The sequence below is a fragment of the Dyadobacter sp. BE31 genome, from assembly GCF_031457695.1.
Taxonomy (GTDB): domain Bacteria; phylum Bacteroidota; class Bacteroidia; order Cytophagales; family Spirosomataceae; genus Dyadobacter.
The window spans coordinates 655,600-680,090 of the sequence record NZ_JAVDXA010000001.1 but is presented as its reverse complement, the minus strand read 5'-3'; the positions used below and the strand labels follow the sequence as shown (position 1 = coordinate 680,090).

18 protein-coding genes are annotated in these 24,491 nt (G+C 49.7%); 15 read left to right on the top strand and 3 right to left on the bottom strand.

What is annotated here, in order from left to right; genetic code table 11:
* The first annotated feature begins 34 nt into the window (after positions 1 to 34).
* From J2Y43_RS02940 to J2Y43_RS02895, 10 genes are all read left to right on the top strand, one after another.
* Positions 35 to 1,261, top strand: a complete 1,227-nt coding sequence (locus J2Y43_RS02940; RefSeq protein ID WP_223401251.1) for an alanine dehydrogenase — start codon at positions 35 to 37, stop codon at positions 1,259 to 1,261.
* Positions 1,262 to 1,406: 145 nt separating this feature from the next.
* Entirely contained in the window at positions 1,407 to 1,811 is a 405-nt protein-coding gene (locus J2Y43_RS02935) for a hypothetical protein (protein ID WP_309981337.1), read from the top strand.
* 143 nt (positions 1,812 to 1,954) lie between these two features.
* Positions 1,955 to 2,389 (top strand): hypothetical protein, encoded by a 435-nt coding sequence (locus tag J2Y43_RS02930; protein ID WP_223401252.1) that lies wholly within the window; start codon positions 1,955 to 1,957, stop codon positions 2,387 to 2,389.
* Between the two features lie 152 nt (positions 2,390 to 2,541).
* Complete coding sequence (locus J2Y43_RS02925) at positions 2,542 to 3,456, top strand: ATP-binding cassette domain-containing protein (RefSeq protein WP_309981338.1); 915 nt, start codon at positions 2,542 to 2,544, stop codon at positions 3,454 to 3,456.
* A gap of 39 nt (positions 3,457 to 3,495) precedes the next feature.
* Positions 3,496 to 4,815: an ABC transporter permease gene (locus J2Y43_RS02920; protein ID WP_309981339.1), complete on the top strand. Its 1,320-nt coding sequence runs from the start codon at positions 3,496 to 3,498 to the stop codon at positions 4,813 to 4,815.
* Between the two features lie 239 nt (positions 4,816 to 5,054).
* A complete protein-coding gene (locus J2Y43_RS02915) occupies positions 5,055 to 8,030 on the top strand; it encodes a DUF2723 domain-containing protein (protein ID WP_309981340.1) in 2,976 nt (991 codons plus the stop codon).
* Positions 8,031 to 8,399: 369 nt separating this feature from the next.
* Positions 8,400 to 9,665, top strand: a complete 1,266-nt coding sequence (locus J2Y43_RS02910) for a DUF6973 domain-containing protein (RefSeq protein WP_309981341.1) — start codon at positions 8,400 to 8,402, stop codon at positions 9,663 to 9,665.
* Entirely contained in the window at positions 9,656 to 10,057 is a 402-nt protein-coding gene (locus tag J2Y43_RS02905; RefSeq protein ID WP_309981342.1) for a hypothetical protein, read from the top strand. Before J2Y43_RS02910 ends, J2Y43_RS02905 begins: the two co-directional genes overlap by 10 nt.
* Position 10,058: 1 nt before the next feature.
* Complete coding sequence (locus tag J2Y43_RS02900; RefSeq protein WP_309981343.1) at positions 10,059 to 10,421, top strand: hypothetical protein; 363 nt, start codon at positions 10,059 to 10,061, stop codon at positions 10,419 to 10,421.
* A 391-nt stretch (positions 10,422 to 10,812) separates the two neighbouring features.
* Positions 10,813 to 11,211, top strand: coding sequence for a hypothetical protein (locus J2Y43_RS02895; protein ID WP_309981344.1), 399 nt, complete (start codon positions 10,813 to 10,815; stop codon positions 11,209 to 11,211).
* An 85-nt stretch (positions 11,212 to 11,296) separates the two neighbouring features.
* Here J2Y43_RS02895 and J2Y43_RS02890 read toward each other — a convergent pair whose 3' ends face one another.
* The 3 genes from J2Y43_RS02890 to J2Y43_RS02880 all read right to left on the bottom strand — a co-directional run bounded on the left by J2Y43_RS02890 (position 11,297) and on the right by J2Y43_RS02880 (position 14,401).
* Complete coding sequence (locus tag J2Y43_RS02890; protein ID WP_309981345.1) at positions 11,297 to 12,502, bottom strand: endonuclease/exonuclease/phosphatase family protein; 1,206 nt, start codon at positions 12,500 to 12,502, stop codon at positions 11,297 to 11,299.
* Positions 12,503 to 12,627: 125 nt separating this feature from the next.
* Positions 12,628 to 13,788, bottom strand: coding sequence for a molecular chaperone DnaJ (gene dnaJ / locus J2Y43_RS02885; protein ID WP_223401260.1), 1,161 nt, complete (start codon positions 13,786 to 13,788; stop codon positions 12,628 to 12,630).
* A 40-nt stretch (positions 13,789 to 13,828) separates the two neighbouring features.
* Positions 13,829 to 14,401 carry a nucleotide exchange factor GrpE gene (locus J2Y43_RS02880; protein WP_409014399.1) on the bottom strand — a complete coding sequence of 191 codons (573 nt, stop codon included), beginning with the start codon at positions 14,399 to 14,401 and terminating at the stop codon, positions 13,829 to 13,831.
* Positions 14,402 to 14,561: 160 nt separating this feature from the next.
* Here J2Y43_RS02880 and queG point away from each other — a divergent pair, with 160 nt between their 5' ends.
* The 5 genes from queG (at position 14,562) to J2Y43_RS02855 (ending at position 24,439) form a co-directional block, all read left to right on the top strand.
* Positions 14,562 to 15,509 (top strand): tRNA epoxyqueuosine(34) reductase QueG, encoded by a 948-nt coding sequence (gene queG, locus J2Y43_RS02875; protein ID WP_309981346.1) that lies wholly within the window; start codon positions 14,562 to 14,564, stop codon positions 15,507 to 15,509.
* A gap of 78 nt (positions 15,510 to 15,587) precedes the next feature.
* Entirely contained in the window at positions 15,588 to 16,001 is a 414-nt protein-coding gene (locus J2Y43_RS02870; protein ID WP_106596045.1) for a DUF1761 domain-containing protein, read from the top strand.
* 368 nt (positions 16,002 to 16,369) lie between these two features.
* On the top strand, positions 16,370 to 19,462 hold the full coding sequence (locus tag J2Y43_RS02865) for a SusC/RagA family TonB-linked outer membrane protein (protein WP_309981347.1): 3,093 nt from the start codon (positions 16,370 to 16,372) through the stop codon (positions 19,460 to 19,462).
* 20 nt (positions 19,463 to 19,482) lie between these two features.
* Positions 19,483 to 21,030, top strand: coding sequence for a SusD/RagB family nutrient-binding outer membrane lipoprotein (locus J2Y43_RS02860; RefSeq protein WP_309981348.1), 1,548 nt, complete (start codon positions 19,483 to 19,485; stop codon positions 21,028 to 21,030).
* A gap of 115 nt (positions 21,031 to 21,145) precedes the next feature.
* On the top strand, positions 21,146 to 24,439 hold the full coding sequence (locus J2Y43_RS02855) for a VCBS repeat-containing protein (RefSeq protein WP_309981349.1): 3,294 nt from the start codon (positions 21,146 to 21,148) through the stop codon (positions 24,437 to 24,439).
* Positions 24,440 to 24,491: the final 52 nt, after the last annotated feature.

Here is a 24,491-nt window from a genome sequence, read left to right as displayed (position 1 = left end):
GTTAGTTACAGTTTCACTTTCATTTTGCTAGTCAATGGCACAACCTCAGATTACCGGTTTTGAAGAGCTCGCCAAGCAGTCGGTGCTTTACCCCCAGGAATCGTTAATGGCGGTCCGGAAGGACCAGAATTCGCTGCATATCGGCTTGCCGAGGGAGGTTTCGTTACAGGAAAACCGCATAGCGCTCACGCCCGACGCGGTCGCGATACTGGTCAGGAACGGGCACGAAGTATGGGTAGAAAAAGACGCCGGCAAAGGAGCCAATCTGTCGGACCATGAATACAGCGAAGCCGGTGCGAAGATCGTGCACAGTCCCGAGGAAGTGTACCAGGCCAATGTGATCCTGAAAGTGGAGCCGCTGGTGGAAGAGGAGTTTCGTTACGTGAAAGCGGGGACGACGCTGATTTCGGCGCTCAATCTCCCTGCGTTGGAAAAGCAATATTTTGAAAAGCTGAATGAACTGAAAGTAACCGGCATTGGCTACGAACTGATCGAGGACAAGGTAGGAGGGAAGCCGATCATCCGTGCCATGGGCGAGATCGCCGGAAGCACGGTATTGCTCATCGCTGCCGAGTACCTTTCGACACCAAATGGCGGCCGGGGCATTATCCTGGGCGGGATTACGGGCGTACCGCCAACCAAAATCGTAATCCTCGGCGCGGGTACCGTTTCGGAATATGCCACACGCGCAGCCCTTAGCGTGGGCGCGGACGTGAAGGTTTTCGATAAGCACATTTACCGCCTGCAAAGGCTCAAATACTCGATCGGGCAAAACCTGTACACATCCATTATAGAATCCGAAACGCTGGCGGAAGCCATTGGCAGGGCGGATGTGGTGATCGGTACCATGCGGGCCGAGAATGGCCTGAGCCCGATGGTCGTAACGCGTGAAATGGTGTCGAAAATGAAACCCGGCTCGGTGATCATCGATGTTAGCATTGATCAGGGCGGGTCGTTTGAGACCTCGCGGATGACGACGCATAAAAACCCGACGTTCAAATACAATGAAGTGATCCATTATTGCGTGCCTAACATCCCCTCGCGCGTGGCGCACACGGCGAGTACGGCGCTCAGCAATGTATTTTTGCCCTTTTTGCTCCAAACCGGCACAATAGGCGGCATTGAGGAAATGATTTATGCCAATCGTTGGTTTATGAAAGGAGTGTATTGCCACAAAGGCACGCTCACCAACTCCCACATCGCCCGGAGCTTTAATATGAGATATAAGGATTTGACGTTGCTTTTGGCGGCGAGGATGTGAGGGTTACTTCGGCTGTCGGCTATCGGCTGTCAGCCTTTTTGAGTTAGAATAATATTATTTATAAAAAAGCCGATTGCCGAAAGCCGACAGCCGAGGTATAATTTAAAAAAGGCCGACCGCCGAAAGCCGACGGCCGAAGTACATTATGATTAACAACAGCAATGAAAACACCCTGATGGACGATGCGAATTCTCCGGATTTGAATCAGAAATTGATGGGTTATATATCGCAGGATTTTGTCAAGGTCGCCGACCAGTTGAAAGAAGCTTCATACCAGATCCGTAAACGTGGCTTTTCGGAATACCCGATTTTCGCGGTTACTAACAACGAGCTCGATCTGGGCGTGTTGCTGATCGATGCGAGAGAACTTACAAATAACTATATTTACAAGGCGTCGTACATGCAGGAGTTTGTCGATCGCAAACTGATCGGACCGGAATCGGTGCTGCTTTTCACGGAAAACTATAAAAACCCGGAAGAGTTCTGCTGCCTGTTTGCATTGATCGGCGAGTTTTCGGGTTTTGTGTACGTGCCATATCCCGAAGATTAGCGGCTGGATGTCGTTTGGAAAGTTGCGTAGGGCCGCTTAATAAACAGTTGGAACGCTTACTAGGTCGTGGGGATCGGGTTCCTGAATTTTATTTTAGTTTTAGAAATTAATTGTTTGAAATTCAGCTAAAAAATCCCCAGTCTATGGAATCTAAACTACTTCTCGAAAAGGAACTCGAACCCATTTTCCTTCAAAAATTCCCGCCATTTTCCGAGAGCGTCAAAGAATTTCTCGTGCAGTATGGCCCTTACATTATCCTGGTACTCTCTATTCTCGGGGTGTTGGGCTTGCTCACGGCGCTGGGCGTAGGTGGTGCGGTTTTGGGTGCGGGGGGACTTACGGCAGGTATTGGGTTCAATGCTTACATTGGGATTGCGCTAGGGATCGTCACGCTGGTGATGTATCTGATGGCGTTTTCGCCGCTTAAAGCACGCAAAAGAGCGGGATGGAACCTGCTTTACTACGCACTGTTGATCGGCCTGATCAGCAACCTGATCCAGTTGAGCATTTTGGGCTTTATCATCGGCGGGATCATCGGTTTCTGGGTCCTTTTCCAGATCCGGGAGAAATACGCATAAATATTAACCGGCCTGTGCCGCGTAAAGCGGGCGGATTATTCCGCCCGCTTTTTATTTTTGCCATTGGTCAGTCAAATAAGGCTTTTATACCTGCGGTTACCGCGACCAGGAAAATTACTTCGCATATTTGCGACTACATCGTTTTGAGATTTATGAACATCATAGAGGTAAGGAATGTAACGAAGGAATATTCCAGCCACACCGCCCTGGACAATGTCAGTATATCTATTCCCAAAGGCTGCATTTTTGGGCTGCTGGGGCCAAATGGCGCGGGGAAGACGTCGCTGATCCGGATTATTAACCAGATCACCGGTCCCGATAGCGGAGAGATATTGTTCGATGGCGTGCCGCTAAATCCCAATCACATTTCGCGGATCGGCTATTTGCCGGAGGAACGGGGACTTTATAAGAAGATGAAAGTAGGGGAGCAGTTGCTCTATCTGGCGCAGCTTAAAGGGCTTTCGCAGAAGGAGGCAATGGAAAAGCTCAAAAGCTGGTTCATTAAGTTTGATATTAAGACCTGGTGGGACAAAACAATCGGTGACCTCTCGAAAGGAATGCAGCAGAAAGTGCAGTTCGTTTCGACTGTCCTGCACGAGCCCGACCTGATCATTCTCGACGAGCCATTCTCCGGTTTCGACCCGATTAATGCCAATCTGATCCGTGATGAGATCCTAGAATTGAAACAGAAGGGTAGCACGATCATTTTCTCGACCCACCGGATGGAAACCGTGGAGGAACTTTGCGACCATATCGCATTGATCCATAAGTCGCGCAAGGTGCTCGACGGTGCGAAAAGAGAGATTAAAGAGCAATTCAAGACACATACCTATTTTGTCGAATACAAAGGCCATCTCGACGAACTGGACCCTATATACCAAATCCTCGACCAGAAGATCCTCGAAGATGGCTACCTGCGCTCCAATATCCATCTGGACGGTGAAGCGAATTCCAATGCGTTGTTGCTCAATTTGTTGTCGAAAGTGGAGATCCGCGCGTTTGGAGAGAATATCCCGACGATGAGCGATATTTTTATGAAGGCGGTCAATGAAGTGCCCGAGGCATAACCCGGGCGCATTCCATTCACAGTTATTAATCCGATTCCCATGCGAAATATATTTCTGGTTATTAGAAGAGAATACCTGGTAAGGGTCAAAAAGAAGTCGTTCCTGGTGATGACCGTGCTGGGGCCGTTGCTTTTTGTGGCTTTCTATGGGACGGTATTCTGGGCCGCGGTGAGCTCGGTGGATATCAAAACGGTGCAGGTACTCGATGAAAGCGGATTATTCCGGAACAAATTCAAGGATTCGGAAACCTTAAAGTTCGAACTGACAGATACGAGTATCGACTCCGCCAAAGCTGCATTTCCAAACAGCGATGCCAATGCGCTGGTTTATATTCCGGCCAATGTGATCAAATCGCCCAAAAGCGTCCGCATTTACGCAGCCAAAAATGTGAGTTTAGAACTGAAATCCGAGATCGAAAAGGTGATCGAGAAGGAAATCGAAGACATCAAACTCGCGGAGGCGGGTATCACGCATAAGATTCTGGAAGATTCACGCGTGAATGTCAATTCGGAAACGATCAGCCTGAGTGAAGAAGGAGAGAAAACCAGCAGCTCGGGCGCGGCCACTGTTATCGGTGGGATTTGTGCATTCCTCATTTATATGTCTGTATTCATCTACGGAACTCAGGTAATGCGCGGAATCACCGAGGAAAAAACCAGTAGGATCGTGGAAGTGATCATTTCTTCCGTGAAACCGTTCCAGCTGATGCTCGGCAAGATCATCGGCGTAGCGTTGGTCGGGCTCACCCAGTTCGTGCTCTGGATTTTACTGACTACCGCATTGACAAGCGCCACATCGGCTGTAATTGCCAGTAAGATGTCGAAAGAATCGGCGCAGATGGCGCAGGAAATGAAGAAAGCGCAAATGCCGAACCAGGGCCTGCCTGGTGGCAATGTCGATAATCCTGTTGCGGAAGTACTCGGCGCAGTGTCCAGCCTGAACCTCCCGCTGATCATCGGCTGCTTCCTGTTCTACTACCTGGGTGGATATTTACTGTATAGCGCGCTATTCGGCGCCGTTGGGGCGGCCGTCGACAATGATGCGGATACACAGCAATTTATGCTACCCATTACATTGCCCATTATATTCTCCTTTGTATTTGCCCAATTCGTCCTCCGCGACCCTGATGGTACGCTGGCGTTCTGGACATCCATTATCCCATTCACCTCGCCAATCATCATGATGGTCCGCATTCCGTTTGGCGTTCCGGCCTGGGAAATCGCATTGTCGATGGTGCTTCTGGTATTAGGTTTCATGGGTACCACCTGGATCGCTGCCCGCATTTACCGCGTAGGTATCCTTATGTACGGGAAGAAAGTTAGTTATAAGGAATTGGTGAAGTGGATATTTTATAAGTGACGTCGGCCGTCGGCTTTCGTACTTCGGCTTTCCGCTATTGATGGATTATTCTTTTAGGTAATTAAGCCGACTGCCGATAGCCGAAGGCCGACAGCCCCTTTAACTTTTTTTAAGATTCACAAACCGTTGCCGTTGTGGTTATTTTGCTAATTTTGGCCGATCATTGATAGAACTGCTCAAAAAGAGTCGCCATCTTTGCGCATTGTGCATATAACTTTTTCAAATTTACCGTCTTTCAGATGACCCGTTTCAGCCGTACAAACAACCTTACGGGTTGGATTGTCTTTGCTATTGCATTCATCACCTACGCCCTTACCGTCGAACGTACCGCCAGTTTCTGGGATTGCGGGGAGTTTATTGCCTGTGCATTCAAATTGCAGGTTCCTCACCCTCCGGGCGCGCCTTTCTTCCTGCTAATCGGCCGTATTTTCTCCCTTTTTGCCATGGGGGACCTGCTGCAAGTAGCGTATTGGATCAATATGGTATCGGTGCTGAGCAGCGCATTTACCATCCTCTTCCTTTTCTGGACCATTACCCTGCTGGTTCGTAAACTGGTTGCCAAAAATGACGAAGAGCTGACACAAGCTGATACGCTTCTTGTAATGGGAGCCGGTATCGTTGGTGCATTGGCCTATACTTGGTCCGACTCCTTCTGGTTCTCGGCAGTGGAAGCTGAGGTTTACGGTTTGTCGTCCTTCTTCACAGCGATTGTTATCTGGGCGGTATTCAAATGGGAGCGCATTCAGGACCCAGCTGCGGAGAACCGCTGGTTGATCCTGATCGCCTATCTGGTAGGATTATCTATCGGTGTTCACTTGTTGAACCTCGTTACGATTCCGGCGCTTGCACTGGTTTATTATTTCAAGAAGTATCAGAAAGTCAGTGTTTTCGGAGGTATTATGGCTTTCGTTGGCGGTCTGGTGGTTTTGGGGATCATCAACTCCGGTATCATCCCGGGCTTGCCGAGCATTGCAGGTAAATTTGAGATATTCTTTGTAAATACTTTGGGATTGCCTTATAAATCAGGGGTGATCTTCTTCATTATATTGTTCATCGGCGCGCTGATCTGGGGAATCCGTTTTTCTCAAAAGAAAGGCAATGTGCTGCTCAATACGAGCTTGCTTTCATTGGCATTTGTATTGATCGGATATGCCAGCTACCTGATGGTACTGGTGCGTGCCGAGTATAACCCGCCGATCAACGAAAATAACCCGAATGACGTATTGAGCTTCGTGTCCTACCTGAAACGCGAGCAGTATGGCAGCCGCCCGTTGTTGTACGGGCCGTCGTTCGTATCACGTCCGGTAAGCCAGAAACGTGGTGCGCCGATGTACCGCAAGCAGGATGGTAAGTACGTGATTTACGACTACCGCCCGGAGTACGAATATGAGCCAGGCGCAAATATGCTGCTGCCACGTATGTATAGCACGCAGCCGGGGCACCCGCAATTGTATATGCAAATGACCGGTCTGGCGGAAGGTCAGAAACCCACCATGTCGCATAACCTCTCTTTCATGTTCTCGTATCAGATCGGGCATATGTATTGGCGCTATTTCCTTTGGAACTTTGTTGGTCGTGAGAGTGATGAGGAAGGCGCCGGTAATATGACACCCTGGGATGTTTCTACCAAATATCCTGAGCCGATCGCCAATAATAAGGCTCACGATAACTATTATATGCTACCGTTCCTCCTTGGATTGTTCGGTATTGTGATTTGCTACTTCCGCCAGAAGCGCGACCTCCTTGTATTAGGTTTGTTGTTTATCCTGACCGGTGTGGCGTTGGTGGTTTACCTCAACTCCCCACCTACCGAGCCGCGTGAACGTGATTATATTTATGTAGGTTCGTTCTACATTTTCTGTATCTGGATTGGCTATGGTGTCATTGCCATCGCGGATGCAATCAGCAAGTTTGTGAAAAGCGGTACCGCCCGTGCCGGCGTTGCTACTGCATTGGGTTTGGTAGCTCCGGTTATTATGGGTACAAAAGGCTGGGATAACCACAACCGCGACCATCGTTACCACTCGGTTGATTTCGCTAAAAATCTCCTGAACTCTTGTGCGCCGAATGCGATCCTTTTCACAGGGGGGGATAACGATACATTCCCGTTGTGGTACGTGCAGGAGGTAGAGGGCTTCCGTACGGATGTGCGTGTGTGTAACCTGAGCCTCCTCGGTACCGACTGGTATATCGACCAGATGAAGCGCAAGACTTACCTGTCGGAAGCGCTGCCGATTTCACTCGACAAGAACAATTACGCATTCGGAAAGAATGATATCGTGCCTTTCTATGAAATCCCAAGCGTGAAGGCAGGTATCAACCTGAAAGAATATCTTGGATTAGTAAAACAGGAAAACAAGGCTATTCAGGTGCCGTTAACAAGCGGCGATATGACGTCCATCCTGCCATCGTCGGTATTGTTCCTGCCGGTGGATGCAGAGGCTGTTAAAAAGATGAATATCATCAAAAGCGACCTCGTTCCATTTGTGAGCGATTCGATCAGCTGGACGATCGGTAAAGGCGATTTGTACAAATCCGACCTGATCATGCTCGATATCATCGCCTCCAACGATTGGAAACGCCCTATTTACTTCTCGTCGACCCTGGGCGGATCGAGCTACCTGAACTTGAAAGAGTACATGCAGCTGGAAGGCTACGCTTATCGCCTGTTGCCGGTGAAAGTGCCTGGCGCCAGCGACGGCTACGTGAATGCCGATGTGATGTACAATAATATGATGACGAAGATGTTCTGGCGCGAGCTCGACAATCCGAACACTTATTATGACAATACCTACCTCGGCTCACCGGTAGCAACGGCACGCATCGCATTCCTGCGCCTCACCGGCCAACTCATCGCCGACGGCCGTAAGGAAGAAGCGAAAAAGGCTATCGAGCGCTCGTTGACCACCATGCCGGATAAGAGCATTCCATACGATCAGTTTTCAGCCAATTTCATAGGCCCGTTGTTCGACTTGGGTGAAACGAAGAAAGCGCTGGAAATAGCCGAAACAATGGCTAACCGCGCCGACGAAGTGCTTACCTGGGCGAAGAACAATTCTACGACACGCCGCCGCGACAGCAATGTGTACCTGTACATCATGCAAGTGATCGTCCAGGAATGCCGCGACGCGAAACAGGAGGCCGCCGCGAAGAAATACGAAGCGATTTTCCAGAAGCATCTGGCTGCGTTTAATATGTATGGTGGAGGGCAGTAAGATATAAAAAAGAGAAATACGAAGGGCGGCATTTGCGAGAGCAGATGTCGCCCTTTCTCTTTGTGCCTTTGATATTTATTAACTTCTTCTACACATTGAGTGGCAAGTAATTATCAAGCAACGGCAAAAATTAGTTGCCGGTGGGTAGATTCTATTGGTTGAAAATCAGATGGTTATGGTGCCATGTGCCGTAGGGTAATGCTATTGCCGCTAGAAGTTGCCAGAGCGCCCGTTTTTAAGGTGAATGTCATTTGTATATCTCTCTTCGAATCCCAACATTCACCAAAATCAAAACCCCGCCGTAAGCTTGGTACCTGACGGGCGGGGTTGCGGTTTGAGTCAAGTTTTCAACCAAAACCTTTCAAATTTATGAAAAAATGCATTGTCCGGCGCTCCGCGCTGGTGATTGCTTTTGCCTTTGTGTTTGGGTGTAAAGACACCGGTGAAAAAGCGAATGTGTTGCCCTCTGATGACTTCACCGTCGGGCAAGCTCAGAAATGGTATTCTGACTTTCGCAAATCATCCCGAAGCGTCGGGCAGCCTTATGACAAAGTGATTTGGGGAGCTGCGACGCAGCGGAAAGTGGCGGAGGACGATGAAATCGTGGTAGTGCCGGTGTTATCGGGCAATTTCCTTGGTTGCCGCATTAAAGACGGCCGAAAGGATAAGCGGAAGCCTGACGAAGAGAATGTAGCTGGAAGGATCCAGCGAAGCCTCGTTGTGCGCAAGGTACGCGGTAAAATGGAAGCCATGGAAATGCGGACGGTATTCGATGCAGATTATGAGCCAAGAATAAAGAACGGCCAGGTCGACCCCTCCAACTTTGAAGGGAAGGTTTACTTTTTTGACATGAATGGCAAGCTCGTGAATGGGCTGATTTACGAAGCAGGAAAGCAGGTAGCCACATTCGGGCCAAATAAAGGCGGCCGTACGTCGGACATGGTGGAAGTCTGCACGGACTGGTACCATCAAGGGTGCGTGGCTGGCTATGGTTGCTCGGGTTGGGTTTATCAGGAGACTACTTGTGAGATGGTGTATATAAGCTCGGGTTCTAGTGGTAGCGGAACAGTGTGGTCGAATTCTCTGGATGTATCGCTGAGCAGCGGAAGCGCCGTGCTCTTCAATGAATTGATGCAGTTGCCCTATATATCCAGTTTTTGGGGTGGGATCAATGACACGGAGAAAGATTACTTCTTGAATAGAATATGGATGATACCGCAGGCCGCCTCCGCAACGGCTGCGGCAATGTCCTTCGCAGAATGGTTTTACTGCAATCTTTCGGACGATGGTAACTGGAATGCATATAAGCATGCGGTGTTGTCCGCAATCCTGTGCATGGAATTTGGAGTGTCAACTGCACTTCAAATCACCAATAACCACGAACTGGAGTCGCCGCCGAATCAGATGGAAATGGATTTGCATAATAATGATCTCGGGGTTAAGATATACAAGAGCGTCAGCGCTTCTTTGGCGACCATACCCATACACAATCCCGGCCTAAAACTAGCCTTGATAGCAGATACTGCTCTGAAAAAAATCGCGGCTGGGGAGGGCAAGAGGCTAATGCCTGTAAACGTGTCCATTGGTACACCTCAAACATTTTTTTGGACAAACGGAGCCAACAGATGCCATTGAGCTATATGAATCAATTTCAAATCGTTAAAAAATATGTGGCCGACAGGCTGTTTCCAAGTCTGCTAGCCACAATAACGATCACTGGATGTTTATTTGAAAGAGGAGAATTTCAAATAGCTGACGTATCTCAAAACCATTATTTTACGGATTCGGCGTGGTTTCACCCCAGATGCTGCGTGGCAACATTAGTGACTGGTAAGTTGGATGCACCAGCCCTGGTGGTTGTTCAGAGCTATTTAATTGGTGGACTCAACGATAGTCTGTATTTGCCGAAGGGTAACGTGTACGTCAAGTCACAGCAAGATCTCTATGTGTATAGGAAAATCGTGATCAAATATTTCCCCGGCGAAGCGAAGAAAGGAAGTCTGACAATCAAAACATCAATCTATTGAGATGAAAGGTTTTAAGGCGTTTGCCAGCTTGCTGTTCATCGGAATAGCCGCCGGTTGCTCATATGAAAAGGGAGAGTTTTACATCGCGGACGTGTCGAAAGAGCACACATTTACCGATTCCACTTCGTTCCATCCCGACTGTTGCGTTTCCACTTCCGTGACCGGCATGTTGGACGCGCCGGCCTTGATAATTGTCGAAGGTTATTTGATCGGTGGGTTTATCGATAGCCTGCATTTGCCGAAGGGTAAGGTGAATATCGAGAACTCGCACGGAGATTTCTATGGGTATAGAAAAATTGCTATCAAATATTATCCGGGCGAAGCGAAAAAAGGTAGCCTAAAAATTAAGACTTTGATCTTTTGAAATGACGCAAATGAAGATGGAAAGGAAGAGATATTTGGATAGTAGGTTATTTATCAGCCTGTTGTTTATCCATATAGCCGTAGGTTGCTCATTCGAAAAGGGCGAGTTTCACATAACGGATGTATCAAAAAGCATTACTTCACAGACTCGGCTTCTTTCCACCCTAGCTGCTGTGTCGCAACCACCGTGACAGGGACATTGGACGCACCTGCGGTGGTAGTAGTTCAGAGTTACTTGATCGGAGGGCTTAACGATAGTATTCATTTGCCCAAAGGCAAGGTAAATGTCAAGTCGCATCAGGATCTCTATGTGTATAGAAAGATAGCCATCAAATATTTCCCGGGGGAGGCGAAAAAAGGGAATCTCACAATCAAGACTTCAATCTTTTAAAATGAAATGGCAAAACATATTTAACGTCCATAACATAGCCAAAGCGATCATCCTGTTCTTCATTGGCTTTGCCCCATTTCTGCTAATGTGGCCGTACTGGATGGAAGATGAACGCGTATTCGAAGTTCCCGATCCTTCTCAGATATATATGTTTGAGGATTCTTCCCGCTCCCGCCATGCGGACGTCGTAGAAGCATCCATCAGCGGATATTTGGATGGTACGGCCACGGTGGAGATCTACTATCCGGATACGATACACCGCGTATGGACCTTTGAGCTTCCCGCCGGGCGCATTGATTCATCAGGCCGTTGGGATTTCTATGACAGGGAGGTTCGGATTGACTATATTCCCGGGACGGCCAAAAAAGGTCATCTAACAATCAAGACAAAGGTCTTTTAAAATACCAAACGGCCCGGAATAGTTCGGGTCGTTTGGTTATTGATATTGTTGCTTTAACCGGCTCCCCTTGCTGAGGATGCGCCCATCACTCAACCTTCACCCTAACCCAAACCAACCTATGATCCGAGCTCGACTCCCGCTTCTCCACCAACTCCGCCATCGGCTCGCCTTTGGCAGGCCAGAAAACGCCGCTGTCGATGATCTTAAAGCCCTTGCGCGAGGGTAGCACGTAATCCGCGCGCATGCGCCAGAAGGCAGTGTGGTTCTTGGCAAATGCATTGGCTGGGGAATGTTCGGTACCGCCCTTGCTGGCTGGGGCCGTGGTACCGTTCACAGCCGGGTTAGCGATGAGCTGGCGGATGCCGTCGGGGATGGCGTTGCCTTCGTCGGGGGAGGCATTCTGGTCACCAAGGATTACGAACGAGGTATTGGAGGCGAGGCCGCCTTTTTTGCCTTTGTCGTCGTAAATGTAGTTGCCTCTGCCAGCCGTTATATAATCGTTCCAGAAGCGGATTTCGTCGTGGTTACGCTTGCCATTGCGGTCTTCCTTGCCGTCGAACGAAGGCGGGGTAGGGTGGCTTGCGAGTACGTGGATGGTTTTGTTCCCGACTTTCACCGGAATATCCCAATGCGATTTGGAAGAAAGGGGGAATTGGGCCCAGGCTTCCGGGGCGTACCAATCGGCGCCGTCCTCGGTGGTGGTTTTCAAAGCATCAGGCATGTCCTTCCATTTGAAGTGCTGGAATGTGCGTATGGCCTTGGTGTCGATTGGGAAGCGGGATAAAAGTACCATTCCATACTGGCCCGGATAGTTGCCGAATCCCCAGGCGTCGGAGCCGTATTGCTCTGTTTTGCCGTTCCTGTCGAGGTCATAGGGCGTCGGCTGGCCGGTGTTCACGGTCGAATAATAGTAGTAAGGGTAGTCGATGCCCTTCGCGCCATTCGAATCCGCTTTGAGATAACCCTTTATAAACTGGCCGACGCCTTCCGCGGGGTTTTTCACATAGTCGAACTCATTGAGCAGAATGACATCGGGACGGACGGTTTTGATGATCTGCGCGATATTTTTGATCTGTTGGTTCGCGCCGGAAGCAAGTTCCTTGATCAATACCTTTTCGGAGTTCCCCGGCGTGCCGCGAGGGATGTAGTTCTCGGCTTCCATACTCACATTGTAGGTGGCGAATGTGATTTCGGAAAGTGGTCCGGCGGCCGGCGCAGTTTGTGCCTTAAGAAGTCCCGGACTCGTTAGCCCGAGGCATAGCAACGAACCGGAGAGCAATAGCGATTTCATTGAGTAATGTTTTTGGTTATGGAATGATCGATGATGAATGGCGGTAACCCGCTATTGGTGTCAAGCAAAAAGAGCCGCTCCGGCGATGGAGCAGCTCTTTTGGAATATTTATTGAACAGGCATGATCAATGGAAGAAATCTTTCATTTTATCAAAAAAGCCTTTCTCGTTCTTGCCGGGCTTCGGCTGGAAGTTCGGCGAGTGACGGAGCGATTCGAGGGTCGAGCGCTCGTCGGAGGTCAGCTGCTGAGGTGTCCATACATTGATATGTACGAGCTGGTCGCCTTTTCCATAGCCATTCAGGTCTTTGATGCCCTTGCCTTTGAGGCGTAATATCTTGCCTGCCTGTGTTCCTGATTCGATGTTAATGCGGGCTTTGCCGTCGATGGTCGGTATTTCAACCGATGTGCCGAGCGCCGCATCGATAAAGCTCAAATGCATATCAAATACCACGTTGTTACCGTCTCTTTTGAGCAATGCATCCTCCTCTTCTTCGATGACGATCAGCAGGTCACCTGCAACGCCTCCGCGTGCGGGAACGTTTCCTTTGCCCGACATCGAGAGTTGCATGCCTTCGGCCACACCGCCCGGAATGTTGAGGGTAATCAGGTCGTCTTGCAGCAAGCGGCCTTCGCCTGCGCAGGAGTCGCAGCGTTCGCTGATGATCTTGCCATCGCCATTACAGGTAGGACAGGTGGTGGTTGAAACCATCTGACCAAGCATGGTGCTCACTACTTTGCGCACCTGGCCTGTTCCGTTACAACCGTTACAGTTGGTGAGGGAGGTGCCGTTTTTAGCACCGTTGCCGCCGCAGGTATTACAGGTAACGTGTCTTTTTACTTTAATTTTCTTCTCAACCCCGTTTGCCACCTCTTCAAGGTTCAGTTTCAGCTTGATCCGAAGATCGGAGCCTTTACGTACCCTGCGGCCATTTCCGCCCTGGCGGCCGAAAATATCACCGAACGGGCTGCTATCCCCGAAAATATCCCCGAATTGCGAGAAAATATCGTCCATGGAGAAACCGCCGCCGAAGCCGCCTGCTCCGCCGCCTGAAGCACCACCTACACCGGCGTGCCCGAACTGGTCGTAGCGTTGACGCTTGTTCTCGTCGCTGAGTATGCTGTATGCCTCCGCTGCTTCTTTGAACTTGTCCTCCGCCGTAGGATCGTCAGGGTTCTTGTCTGGGTGGAACTTGATCGCGAGCTTGCGGTAAGCCTTTTTAATATCATCCGCGGAGGCGCCACGATCCACGCCAAGGACTTCGTAATAATCTCTTTTCTTTGCCATTTTTAATTACTGATGTATCCTGTAAGGAAGGTTGAGAGCATTAGGCGCCTACGATTACTTTGGCGTAACGAATGACCTTGTCGTTCAGATAATATCCTTTTTCAATTTCATCGATCACCTTGCCTTTCAGGTCTTCCGACGGTGCAGGGAACTGCGCGATGGATTCGTGGATTTCAGCGTCGAAGTCGGTGCCCTTGGATTCCATGGCTTTCAGGCCTTTGGATTCGAGGGCTTTATAAAGTTTGTTGTAAATCAGGTCTACACCTTCTTTCAATGCTTCGGTATCGGTAGAAGAATCAAAAGAAACCTTGGCGCGTTCGAAATCGTCGACAATCGGAAGGATGAGCTTTACCATGTCGGCACTTGCTCCGGAGATCATTTCCAGCTTTTCCTTGGCTGTGCGGCGGCGAAAGTTTTCAAAATCTGCGTAAAGGCGCAGGTATTTGTCTTTCAGCTCGGCGATTTCAGCTTTTGCAGCGGTCAGCGGGTCAGCAGCAGGTGCTTCTCCCGTAATCTCCTGGCCTGCATTATCTAACGGCACATTGTTAGAAATTTCGGAATTTTCTTCGTTTACCAGATTGTCAGTTTCCAATGAAGCTTTATCCTCGTTCATTTCGTAATTTTTGTCTTGATCTATGTTGAATTCTGTATTTTCCGGCATAATTCTTCGCGGTTACGTGACTTTTGCAACAGCCATTCTTCTCCTAAATTACTTTGCCAGGGCTAAATTACTGACAAGATGGCATTTTACAATCAATTTGTAACTTTGCAATATGACGGCAGCAGATATCGTAAGGCAGGAGCGAAGCAGGTTTATCAAGGCGAAAGCACTTGAAAACGGCTTTGATTTTTGTGGTATCTCTAAGGCGGAATTCCTCGAAAGCGAAGCCCCGCGCCTCGAAAAATGGCTTTCGCTCAATCACCACGGCGCCATGGCCTACATGGCCAACCACTTCGATAAACGCCTCGATCCCACCAAACTGGTAGAGGGTGCGAAGAGTGTTATCTCCGTGTTATTAAATTATTATCCCGAAGAACGCCTCCCGGAAGGCGACGACGACCTCAAACTTTCCAAGTACGCCTACGGTACCGATTACCATTATGTCTTAAAGGAGAAGCTTGGTGCGCTGCTCACGGCCATTCAGGAGGAAGTAGGTGAAGTGAACGGTCGTATTTTCGTCGACTCGGCACCGGTAATGGACAAGGTTTGGGCTGCGAAAAGCGGACTGGGGTGGATCGGCAAGCATTCCAACCTGCTCAATCGCGAAATGGGCAGTTTTTTCTTCATCGGGGAGATCATTTGCGACCTCGACCTCGCGCCCGACAGCGCAACCGGCGACTACTGCGGCACCTGCACCAAATGCATCGACGCTTGTCCGACGGACGCCATTACCGGCCCGTTTGTAGTGGACGGCAGCAAATGCATCAGCTATTACACCATAGAGTTAAAGGACGCCATACCGGAAGAAGTGCGGGGGAAATTCAATAACTGGATATTCGGCTGCGATGTTTGCCAGGACGTTTGTCCGTGGAACCGCTTCGCTCGCCCGCACACGACCCCGCAGTTCAATTTACCGCAGGAGCTTGCCGGTTTTTCAAATGGCGACTGGCAGGAGATTACGGAGGAAATATTTCGCGAAATATTCCGCCGATCACCCGTAAAAAGAGCCAAATACGCCGGTTTAAAGCGAAATATCGAATTTGTCATATCCGATGGATAAAAAGCACAATTATATCTGAAACCTCTTATATTTGGGCCGGGGAGTTCCTTTCGATGACTGAATAAAACACTCAATACAATGAGAAAACAATCTGTCAATCTTTGGGCCGTGCTAGTATGCGTAGTGATAGGTCAGATAGTACCAGCGTTGTGGTACAGCACATTTTCAGAACAATGGATGGCTTTGAATGGCTTCACCATGGAGCAGATTAAGTCAGCCACCAGCCCGATCCCTTATCTTGCCAGCATTGTCTCCACTTCCTTCATGGCCTACACCATGGCCTGGGTATTCACCAAAGTCCCCGTCAAATCCCTCGTCATGGGTTTTCTCATCGGATTGCTGTTTGGTATCGTCTTCGTGTTGTTCGAAACGATCGTTAAGGACATGTTTTCGATGCGCGCGCTGGCGCTCTCGCTGATCAACGGCGGCGTGAGCGTGATCGTATACGCACTCACGGGCGCTATCCTCGGCGCGTGGCGGAAGTACGAGTAGGCGCTTATCCGCTATCTTGCTTTTATACTAGTTGACGGCCGACGTTACCATCGGTGTGTAGTACTTTTTTGTCGTCGCAATTCTCTTTTTTGTCGACAAGTGATTGGGTTTCTAACATTATCTGCAAAAAAATAAAAATGCCGAATATGCAATTGTGTTTCGAGCACGCAACCAAATCTTGTGCCGTTAGATAATTGTGCTTTCGACAAATAATATTTCAAAATTGTGTAAAATGTGCATTTTATATGCTTTTAAAAGCCGTTTATCCGAAATATTAGTTTAGTGCAATTAAAAAAGGTAGAATAAGTTGCTTATTTGTGTGAATAGATTTAAATTTCTTGGAATTCCAAAATAAACCCAACTTACCTATGCGCAAAACTTTACAGTTCGTGCTGCTGACATTTCTGTCGGTAGTACTATTAGTTAACACATCGCACGCCCAGGACCGACAGGTCACCGGGAAAGTGAATGATGAGAATGGCGTCGGTCTCCCCGGAGCCAATGTCCTGGTCAAAGGGACCACGAGGGGAACAAATACGGATGCAGACGGAAATTTCAGTTTGAATATCAATGGAGCGGCGACACTCATTATTTCTTCCGTGGGCTACACATCCAAGGAAGTGGCGGTATCGGAGAGTATGACGAGTATTACGGTGTCTATGGACGCTGATGTCCGTAACCTCGGAGAAGTAGTAGTTACCGCGCTGGGTATCACCAAGGAGCAGAAAACGCTCAGCTACGCTACCCAGATGATCAATACCGACAACTTTTCGAAAGCGAGGGAATTGAATGTAGCGAATTCCCTGTCCGGTCGCGTGGCGGGGTTGGATATTGTGCGGTCGTCGTCCGGTGTGGGCGGTTCAAGCCGGGTAGTGTTACGCGGTGATCGCTCTATTACTGGTAACAACCAGGCATTGATCGTCGTAGACGGGGTGCCGATCGATAACTCCAATTTCAGCCCTACGACTGCCAATGGTGGCCGCGACGCCAGTGACGGGCTTTCGAGCATTAACCCCGACGACATCGAATCAATCAACGTATTGAGAGGTGCGTCTGCGACGGCGCTGTACGGTAGCCGCGCGGCAAACGGAGCATTGTTGATCACCACCAAGAAAGGTGCGGTGAGAAAAGGAATCGGTGTGAACATCAACAGCACCTTCCAGGTCGAGAAGGCCATGGAAATGCAGAATTTTCAAAACGTATACGGACAAGGTGTAGAAGGCAAGTTCTTTCCGAACAGCGAATTTAGCTGGGGGCCTAAAATGGATGGTCAGCAAGTAGCAGCCTGGGGGCCAGATCCTGCGAACAAAGGCAAAACTTACGCATATTCCCCGAACCCTAATTCTTATAAGGATTTCTACTCGACGGGTACTTCACTGGCCAACTCGGTTTCGCTAACGGCGGGTAATGAAAAGGTACAAACCTACTTCTCCTACACCAACACGCATGCGAAAGGCGTTGTATCAAACAACAAATTGGATCGCCATAACTTCAACCTGCGCCTTTCCAGCCAGGTTACCAGCAAGCTGAGCTTCGACGGAAAAATCACTTACCTGAACGAAAACATCGAAAACAGGCAGCAAACCGGTGAGGCATTTGCCAACCTGCAACGCCATATCCTGCGTTTACCAAGAAGCATTTCCCTGGAACAGGCTCAGGATTATGAGTATGTGGACCCATCGTCGGGTAAATTGCTGCAAAACTACTGGAATCCCGGCTCAAACGGCGGCCAGAACCCGTACTGGATCAAAAACCGGGTTTTGGCGGACGATACGCGTGACCGTATTTACGGATTTACCCAGTTGAGCTACAAATTCATGCCCTGGTTGACTGTCATGGGACGTGCAGGATATGATAAGTACATTGATAAGTTTGAAGGTAAATGGTATACCAATACTTACACCATTGCCGATTTCGGGGACTACCAAACCAACTGGCGCGACAACAGTGAGCTGAACCTGGACTTGTTTGCATTGATTAATAAGCAAATCGGAGAAGATTTTAAGATTGATGCGACAATAGGAGGTAACGTGCTGAAACGCGATTACCTCAACCACCAGACTTTGAACAATGGCTTGAACCGTGACAACCTGTTTGTAACAACCAATGCAAGAAACTCTGTTACCAACCGCACGGTAACGCAGACGCGTAAACAAGGCGTATTCGCGCAGGCGGACTTTATCTGGAAAGATGCGTTGACGCTTTCTGCATCGGCACGTAACGACTGGTCTTCGACATTGCCTAAGGCGAACCAATCGTACTTCTTCCCATCAGTAGGTGCATCGGCAGTGCTTTCGAGCCTGTTCAACATGCCGCAGGCGATTTCTTTCATGAAAATCCGGGGTAGCATTGCACAAACCGGTAACGACGCGTCGCCTTACCTGCTGACGCAGACCTACTCCTACATCGCGGGTGGTGCGAACGGGTACATTATCCGCGACGACACAAAGCCGTTCCCGGATCTGAAACCTGAGCTGACCAACGCGCAGGAAGTCGGTTTGGAGGCGAAGTTCCTGCAAAACCGTATCGGATTTGACCTGACATTGTATAACAGTAATTCCAAAAACCAGCTGTTCCGTGTATCGATTCCACCAGCATCGGGATGGAGCTTCCAGTATATTAATGCGGGTAATGTTAATAATAAAGGTATCGAGCTGACTGTGAATTTGGTACCTGTGAAAGCTTCGTCCTTTACCTGGAACCTGGATTTCAACTATGCAAGAAACATCAACAAGGTGATCACGCTGGCGCCTAATCTTCAGACGTTGCCGCTCGCTAATGACTTCATGAACTTCATGCGTGCAGAAGAAGGCAAGGCGTTGGGTCAGATTTACAGCCGTGGTTTCCAACGCGATGATCAGGGACGCATTAAAGTGGGTAAAAATGGTATCCCGCTCGTAACATCTGGTACCACTGTGCCTTTGGGTACATCACGCCCGACCTGGACAGGTGGTGTTACTAACCGTTTCTCTTACAAAGGCATTAATCTGAGCTTCCTGGTCAGCGGACGTATCGGCGGTGTGGTGACATCTTTCACCAATGCGGTCATCTATGCCGATGGTGTGACAGAAGAAACGCTGGCTGGTCGTGACGGAATGGTGGTGGACGGTGTGCAGGAAGACGGAAGCAAAAACACGGTTTCGACCACTGCTGAGGCTTACTGGAAATTCGTAGGAGGCCGTAATACGCCAATTGGTGAGGTATTCACTTATAGCGCGTCCAACATCAGGCTGCGCGAGCTGACCTTGGGTTACAGCCTGCCACAGAAATTGATCGGCAAATCGCCATTCCAGAATGTGTCGCTGTCGCTCGTGGGACGTAACCTGTTTTTCATCATGAATAAGGCAAAAGGTTTTGATCCTGAATTGGTTGCCGGGTCTGGGAATACCACTGTTGGTTTGGAGTCCTTCTCTATGCCGACCACCCGTTCGCTGGGTTTGAATCTTAACTTATCCTTCTAATTGCTAAAATTCTGATACAAATGAAACGGAGATATAAAATACTATCGCTGGCTTTGATCACCGCATTGGCGGGGAGTACCTACTCCTGTACGGACAACTTCGATGAGATCAATACCAACAAAACAAAACTGACGGCCCTGGACGGTTCTGCGATCGGTAACGCCTTCGCAGCGGCCCAATACCGGTCGATCCAGGCAAGCTGGCAGACATTCCAGAGTTTGTTCGCCGACTTGCAAGGGCAGTATTTCGCGAACATCGCGCAAAACTTCTCGTCCGATCGTAATGTGATGGTAGGTAACTGGCTGAACGGCGCCTGGAATGGCTTCTATGGAACGGCCATCCCGCCATTGCTCGGCGTGTTGGAGAATACCAAACCCGGAGGACCGAACGAAAACGCGGCCATGTACGCGATCGCCAGTATCTGGAAAGTGTATATGTACCTTCCGCGCACCGACTATTGGGGCCCGATCCCTTACAGCCAGGTGGGGAATGGAGAAGCTAGTGTAGAATACGATACGCAAGAGGCCATTTACAAGGACTTTGTCAAAACACTGGCTGCATCTACGGCGTCGCTGCAAGCTTTTAAAGGAACCAACGTATTCGGCAACAACGATCAGATTTACGGCGGAAGCGTTGATAAATGGATTCTGTTTGGGAATACCCTTCGGCTGCGCGTAGCAATGCGTATGTCGAAAGTAGAGCCTGCGCTCGCTAAAACGGAAGCCGAAGCGGCTGTGGCAGGCGGCGTACTTTCGACCAATGCAGACGATGCATTTCTGAAAGTGACGGCCAACTCATTTAACCCGATGAACCAGGCTACCGCCTGGAATGAGTTCCGGATGAGTGCGGCCATGGAAAGTGTACTGAAAGGTTATGTCGATCCGCGTATCAGTAAATACTATGCGCCGGTACCGGGAACTGTAAACAATTTCAAAGGTCTGAGGAATGGATATACGCAGGGTGAGTTGGGCGCTCCTGAAAACAATGCGAATGCAACCTCCAACGTAGCCGACCAATTCTTGCCGGCTGTTCAGGCGACCAACCCATTCGCGATCATGTATGCTTCGGAGGCTTATTTCCTCCGGGCGGAAGGCGCATTGAAGGGATGGAACATGGGTGGTACTGCCAAGGAATTCTATGAAAAGGGGATTGAAACTGCATTTAAACAATGGGGCATCGCAGATGCCGCGGTGATTACAGCCTACACCAATGGAACCACCACGCCGGTCGCACTGAATGACATGGTGAAGACGCCTGCACTGTCGGATATTCCGGTTAAATTCTCTGCGGATCCGGCGAAACAGTTGGAGCAGATCATCACGCAGAAATGGCTGGCGAATTATCCGAACGGCCACGAGGCTTGGGCCGAATACCGTCGTACAGGTTATCCGAAGTTGTACGCTCGCATTAATTCCGACAACCCGGACTCACCGAAGGATGCGGTTGTGAGAAGGACGCCTTTCGTGATCGGCGAATTTCAGGCAAATGCGACGGCGGCGAATGCGGCCATCGGGAAACTCGGAGGCGAAGATAAGTCCAGCACCCGCCTGTGGTGGGATAAACCGTGATCCGGAGTTTTTTGGAGTAAAATATCTTTATTAAAAGCAAAAAGGCAGACCCCGCGTCTGCCTTTTTGCAATACCGTATTTCATATCTTTAGCAAAGCATTATCCCGTTCCATCCATGCGAAAAATTCTACTGCTGCTAATCCTCATTTCGGGCTGTAAACAAGATAATACCCTATTTACTTTGCTCGATTCGGGCAAAACGGGTGTCGATTTTAACAACTATATCGATGAGGACGAAGAGAACAATGTGCTGCGATATGGCTATTTCTACAACGGCGGGGGTGTAGCGGCGGCGGACTTTAACAACGACGGGCTGATCGATCTGTATTTCACCGGCAATATGGTGGCCAACAAATTGTACCTCAACCGGGGCGATATGGAATTCGAGGACGTTTCGGAGAAATCGGGAACGGGGCTGAACGAGGGATGGAAAACGGGGGTGTCGCTGGTGGATATCAATGACGACGGATGGCTGGATATTTTCGTGTGCCGCGCAGGCGCAGCCGACCCGCGCTTACGCACGAAGCTGCTTTACGTCAACAATGGCAAAACCGCCGACGGGATCCCGACTTTCACCGAAAAAGCAGCCGAATACGGACTGAATGACGCTTCCTACACCACGCAAGCCGTGTTTTTCGACTACGACCGCGACGGCGATACCGATTGTTTTTTGCTTAATCACTCATTGCAGGAATATGCGGGGTTCAGCAACTTACTGGCCAACTACCGTCAGCAGCGTAATGAAGCCTACGGCAACAAGCTCCTGCGGAACGATAGCGGCCGTTTTACGAATGTTACCGATTCGGCAGGGATCGTTTCCAATGTGCTGAGCTTTGGGTTAGGGGTGAATGTCAATGATTTCAACAATGACGGCTGGCAGGATCTCTATATCGCCAACGACTACAATGAGAACGACTACCTCTACCTGAATGAAAAGAACGGCAAGTTTAAAGAGGTAATCCGCGAGTCGATGGGGCATGTGTCGCTTTTCTCGATGGGTACCGATGCCGCCGACATTAACAACGATGGCCTGATGGACGTCCTAACACTGGATATGCTGCCGGCGAGCAACGAGCGCATTAAACTCACTTCGGGCGACGACAACTATGACAAATACCAGCAATTGCTCCGGGCAGGTTTCCACGACCAGAGCATGCGCAATATGTTGCAACTCAACAACGGTGTGAACCAGAATGGCGTCCCCGTTTTCAGTGAAATAGGACAGCTGGCAGGTGTTTCGAACACCGATTGGAGCTGGGCTGCATTAATGGCGGATTTCGACAACGATGGGTGGAAGGATATTTTCATTTCAAACGGCTATGCGCGGGATTATACCAACATGGAGTTCCTCAAATACTCGGCCGATAAGCAGGTACAGAGCAATCGGGGAAGCGATGCACCGAAACAAATGGAGATAATCGCCCAGATGCCGCCGATCAACGAGCCGGATTATATTTTCCAGAACCAGAAAAACCTCACGTTCGCGAAAAGGACCAAGGAATGGGGATTTGAGAAAAATAACCAGTCGAACGGGGCGATTTACGCAGACCTTGATAATGATGGAGACCTGGACCTGGTGACGAGCAACGTCAGCCAAAAGGCATTCATTTACCGCAACAATGCCGAGCAAATGCGGGCGGGTAATGCCTCGCTCCGCGTTAGACTGGACTCTCCAAAGTATGCCCATCTGGCGGGAGCGAAAGTGACGGTATACGGCGATTCCATTACCCAAACGCAAAATTTCATTCCCGTGCGCGGGTTTCAGTCGGCCCAATGGGACGCGCTGCATTTCGGCCTGGGCGGTAATTCACGCATTGACTCGCTGAGCGTAACCTGGGCGGACGGCAGCCGGCAAGTGTTAAAAGGCGTGAGTGGGAAAGAGGTAACCCTTCACTACGCGGATGCGCGCAAGGGAGACGATAGTCCGGCCGCTTTGCCGGCATTGTGGGAGCCGACCGCGCTGATAGACTTCACGCACACGGAGGATCCGCGCAACGATTTTCGGATACAGACATTGCTGCCGACCATGCTCACCTACCAGGGGCCGCATATGGCGCAGAAGGATATCAATGGCGACGGTGTCGACGACTTTTACATCGCCGGTGCGCGCGGCCAGGCGGGGGCGTTGTTTTTGAGCAGCAACGGCACCTTCCGCAAGTCCGGACAACCTGTATTTGAAGCCGATGCTGCATTCGAGGATGCCGATGCCGTGTTTTTCGATGCGGATGGTGATGGGGACCAGGATTTAATGGTTACCAGCGCCGGCTACGAGCTCAATGCCGGCGACCCGCTGCTGCTGCCGAGGTTATACCTGAATGAAAAAGGCGGCTTTAAAAAAGCATCGTTTCCGGCTGTGGGAGCTAATGCGTCTTCGGTTGCTGTGGCTGATATTGATGCAGATGGAGACCTCGACATTTTCCTTGGTTCACGCGTTACACCGGGTCGTTTTCCGGAGAGTACGGGAGGTGTACTGATGGTTAATAATGGTAAAGCCGGATTTTCAGATCAGACCGCCGAACTCGCCCCTGGACTCAGACAGGCCGGAATGGTGACCGATGCGGTATTTGAAGATCTTGAAAAAGATGGTTTTCCGGAGCTGCTGCTAACAGCGGACTGGATGCCTGTGCGGATTTTTGACAATAGTAAAGGAAAATTGATCGATGCGGGTGAAAAGTGGGGAACTGCCCATTTACATGGCTGCTGGAATGTGATCCGGCCTGCCGACCTCGATGGTGATGGAGATACGGATTTCGTCGTGGGAAATATGGGCGGAAATTGGCAATGGAATATCACTTCTCCGAACGGGTTAGTACTCTATGCGGCTGATTTTGATAATCTTAACAGGATTGTGCCGGTTGTGGCAGTGACCGAGAATGGCAAGCAGTACCCTTATGCCAGCCGCGACGAACTGCTCGATCAGATACCCTCATTAAAAAAGAAGTACACCGACTACGTCAGCTATTCCAAAGCGACATTGCCGGAGATGCTCCCCGCTGAAAAATTGAAGGATGCTAAGCAGTTCACTGTCAATGAGTACCGGACGGGGATGTTGGAGAACGCGAACGGGAAATTCGTGTTTCACGCATTGCCTGTTGAGGCTCAGTTTGCGCCGGTGTATGCCATTGCCGTACATGACATGGATGGGGATGGCAAACCAGATGTTGTTTTGGGGGGCAATACCCGGCAGACCCGAGTGAGGATGGGTAAAAACGACGCCAGTCTTTTACAGGTATTTTCCAATAAAGGTGCGTTGAAGTTCAGTCTTTTACCCCAGCATAGGACGGGCTTTTATGTACAGGGCGACGTGCGGGCTTTGGCTGTTTTCCAAGCCGGGGGCACGAAGTATTTAGTAGGTGCGATTAATAATGCGCCCCTGATCAGTTATAGATCGAAAGGCACAAGTAATTAATTTTTCATTAAAATATTCTGCTGCCCGGAAGGCCCTTTTTGGCGCTTTTCGG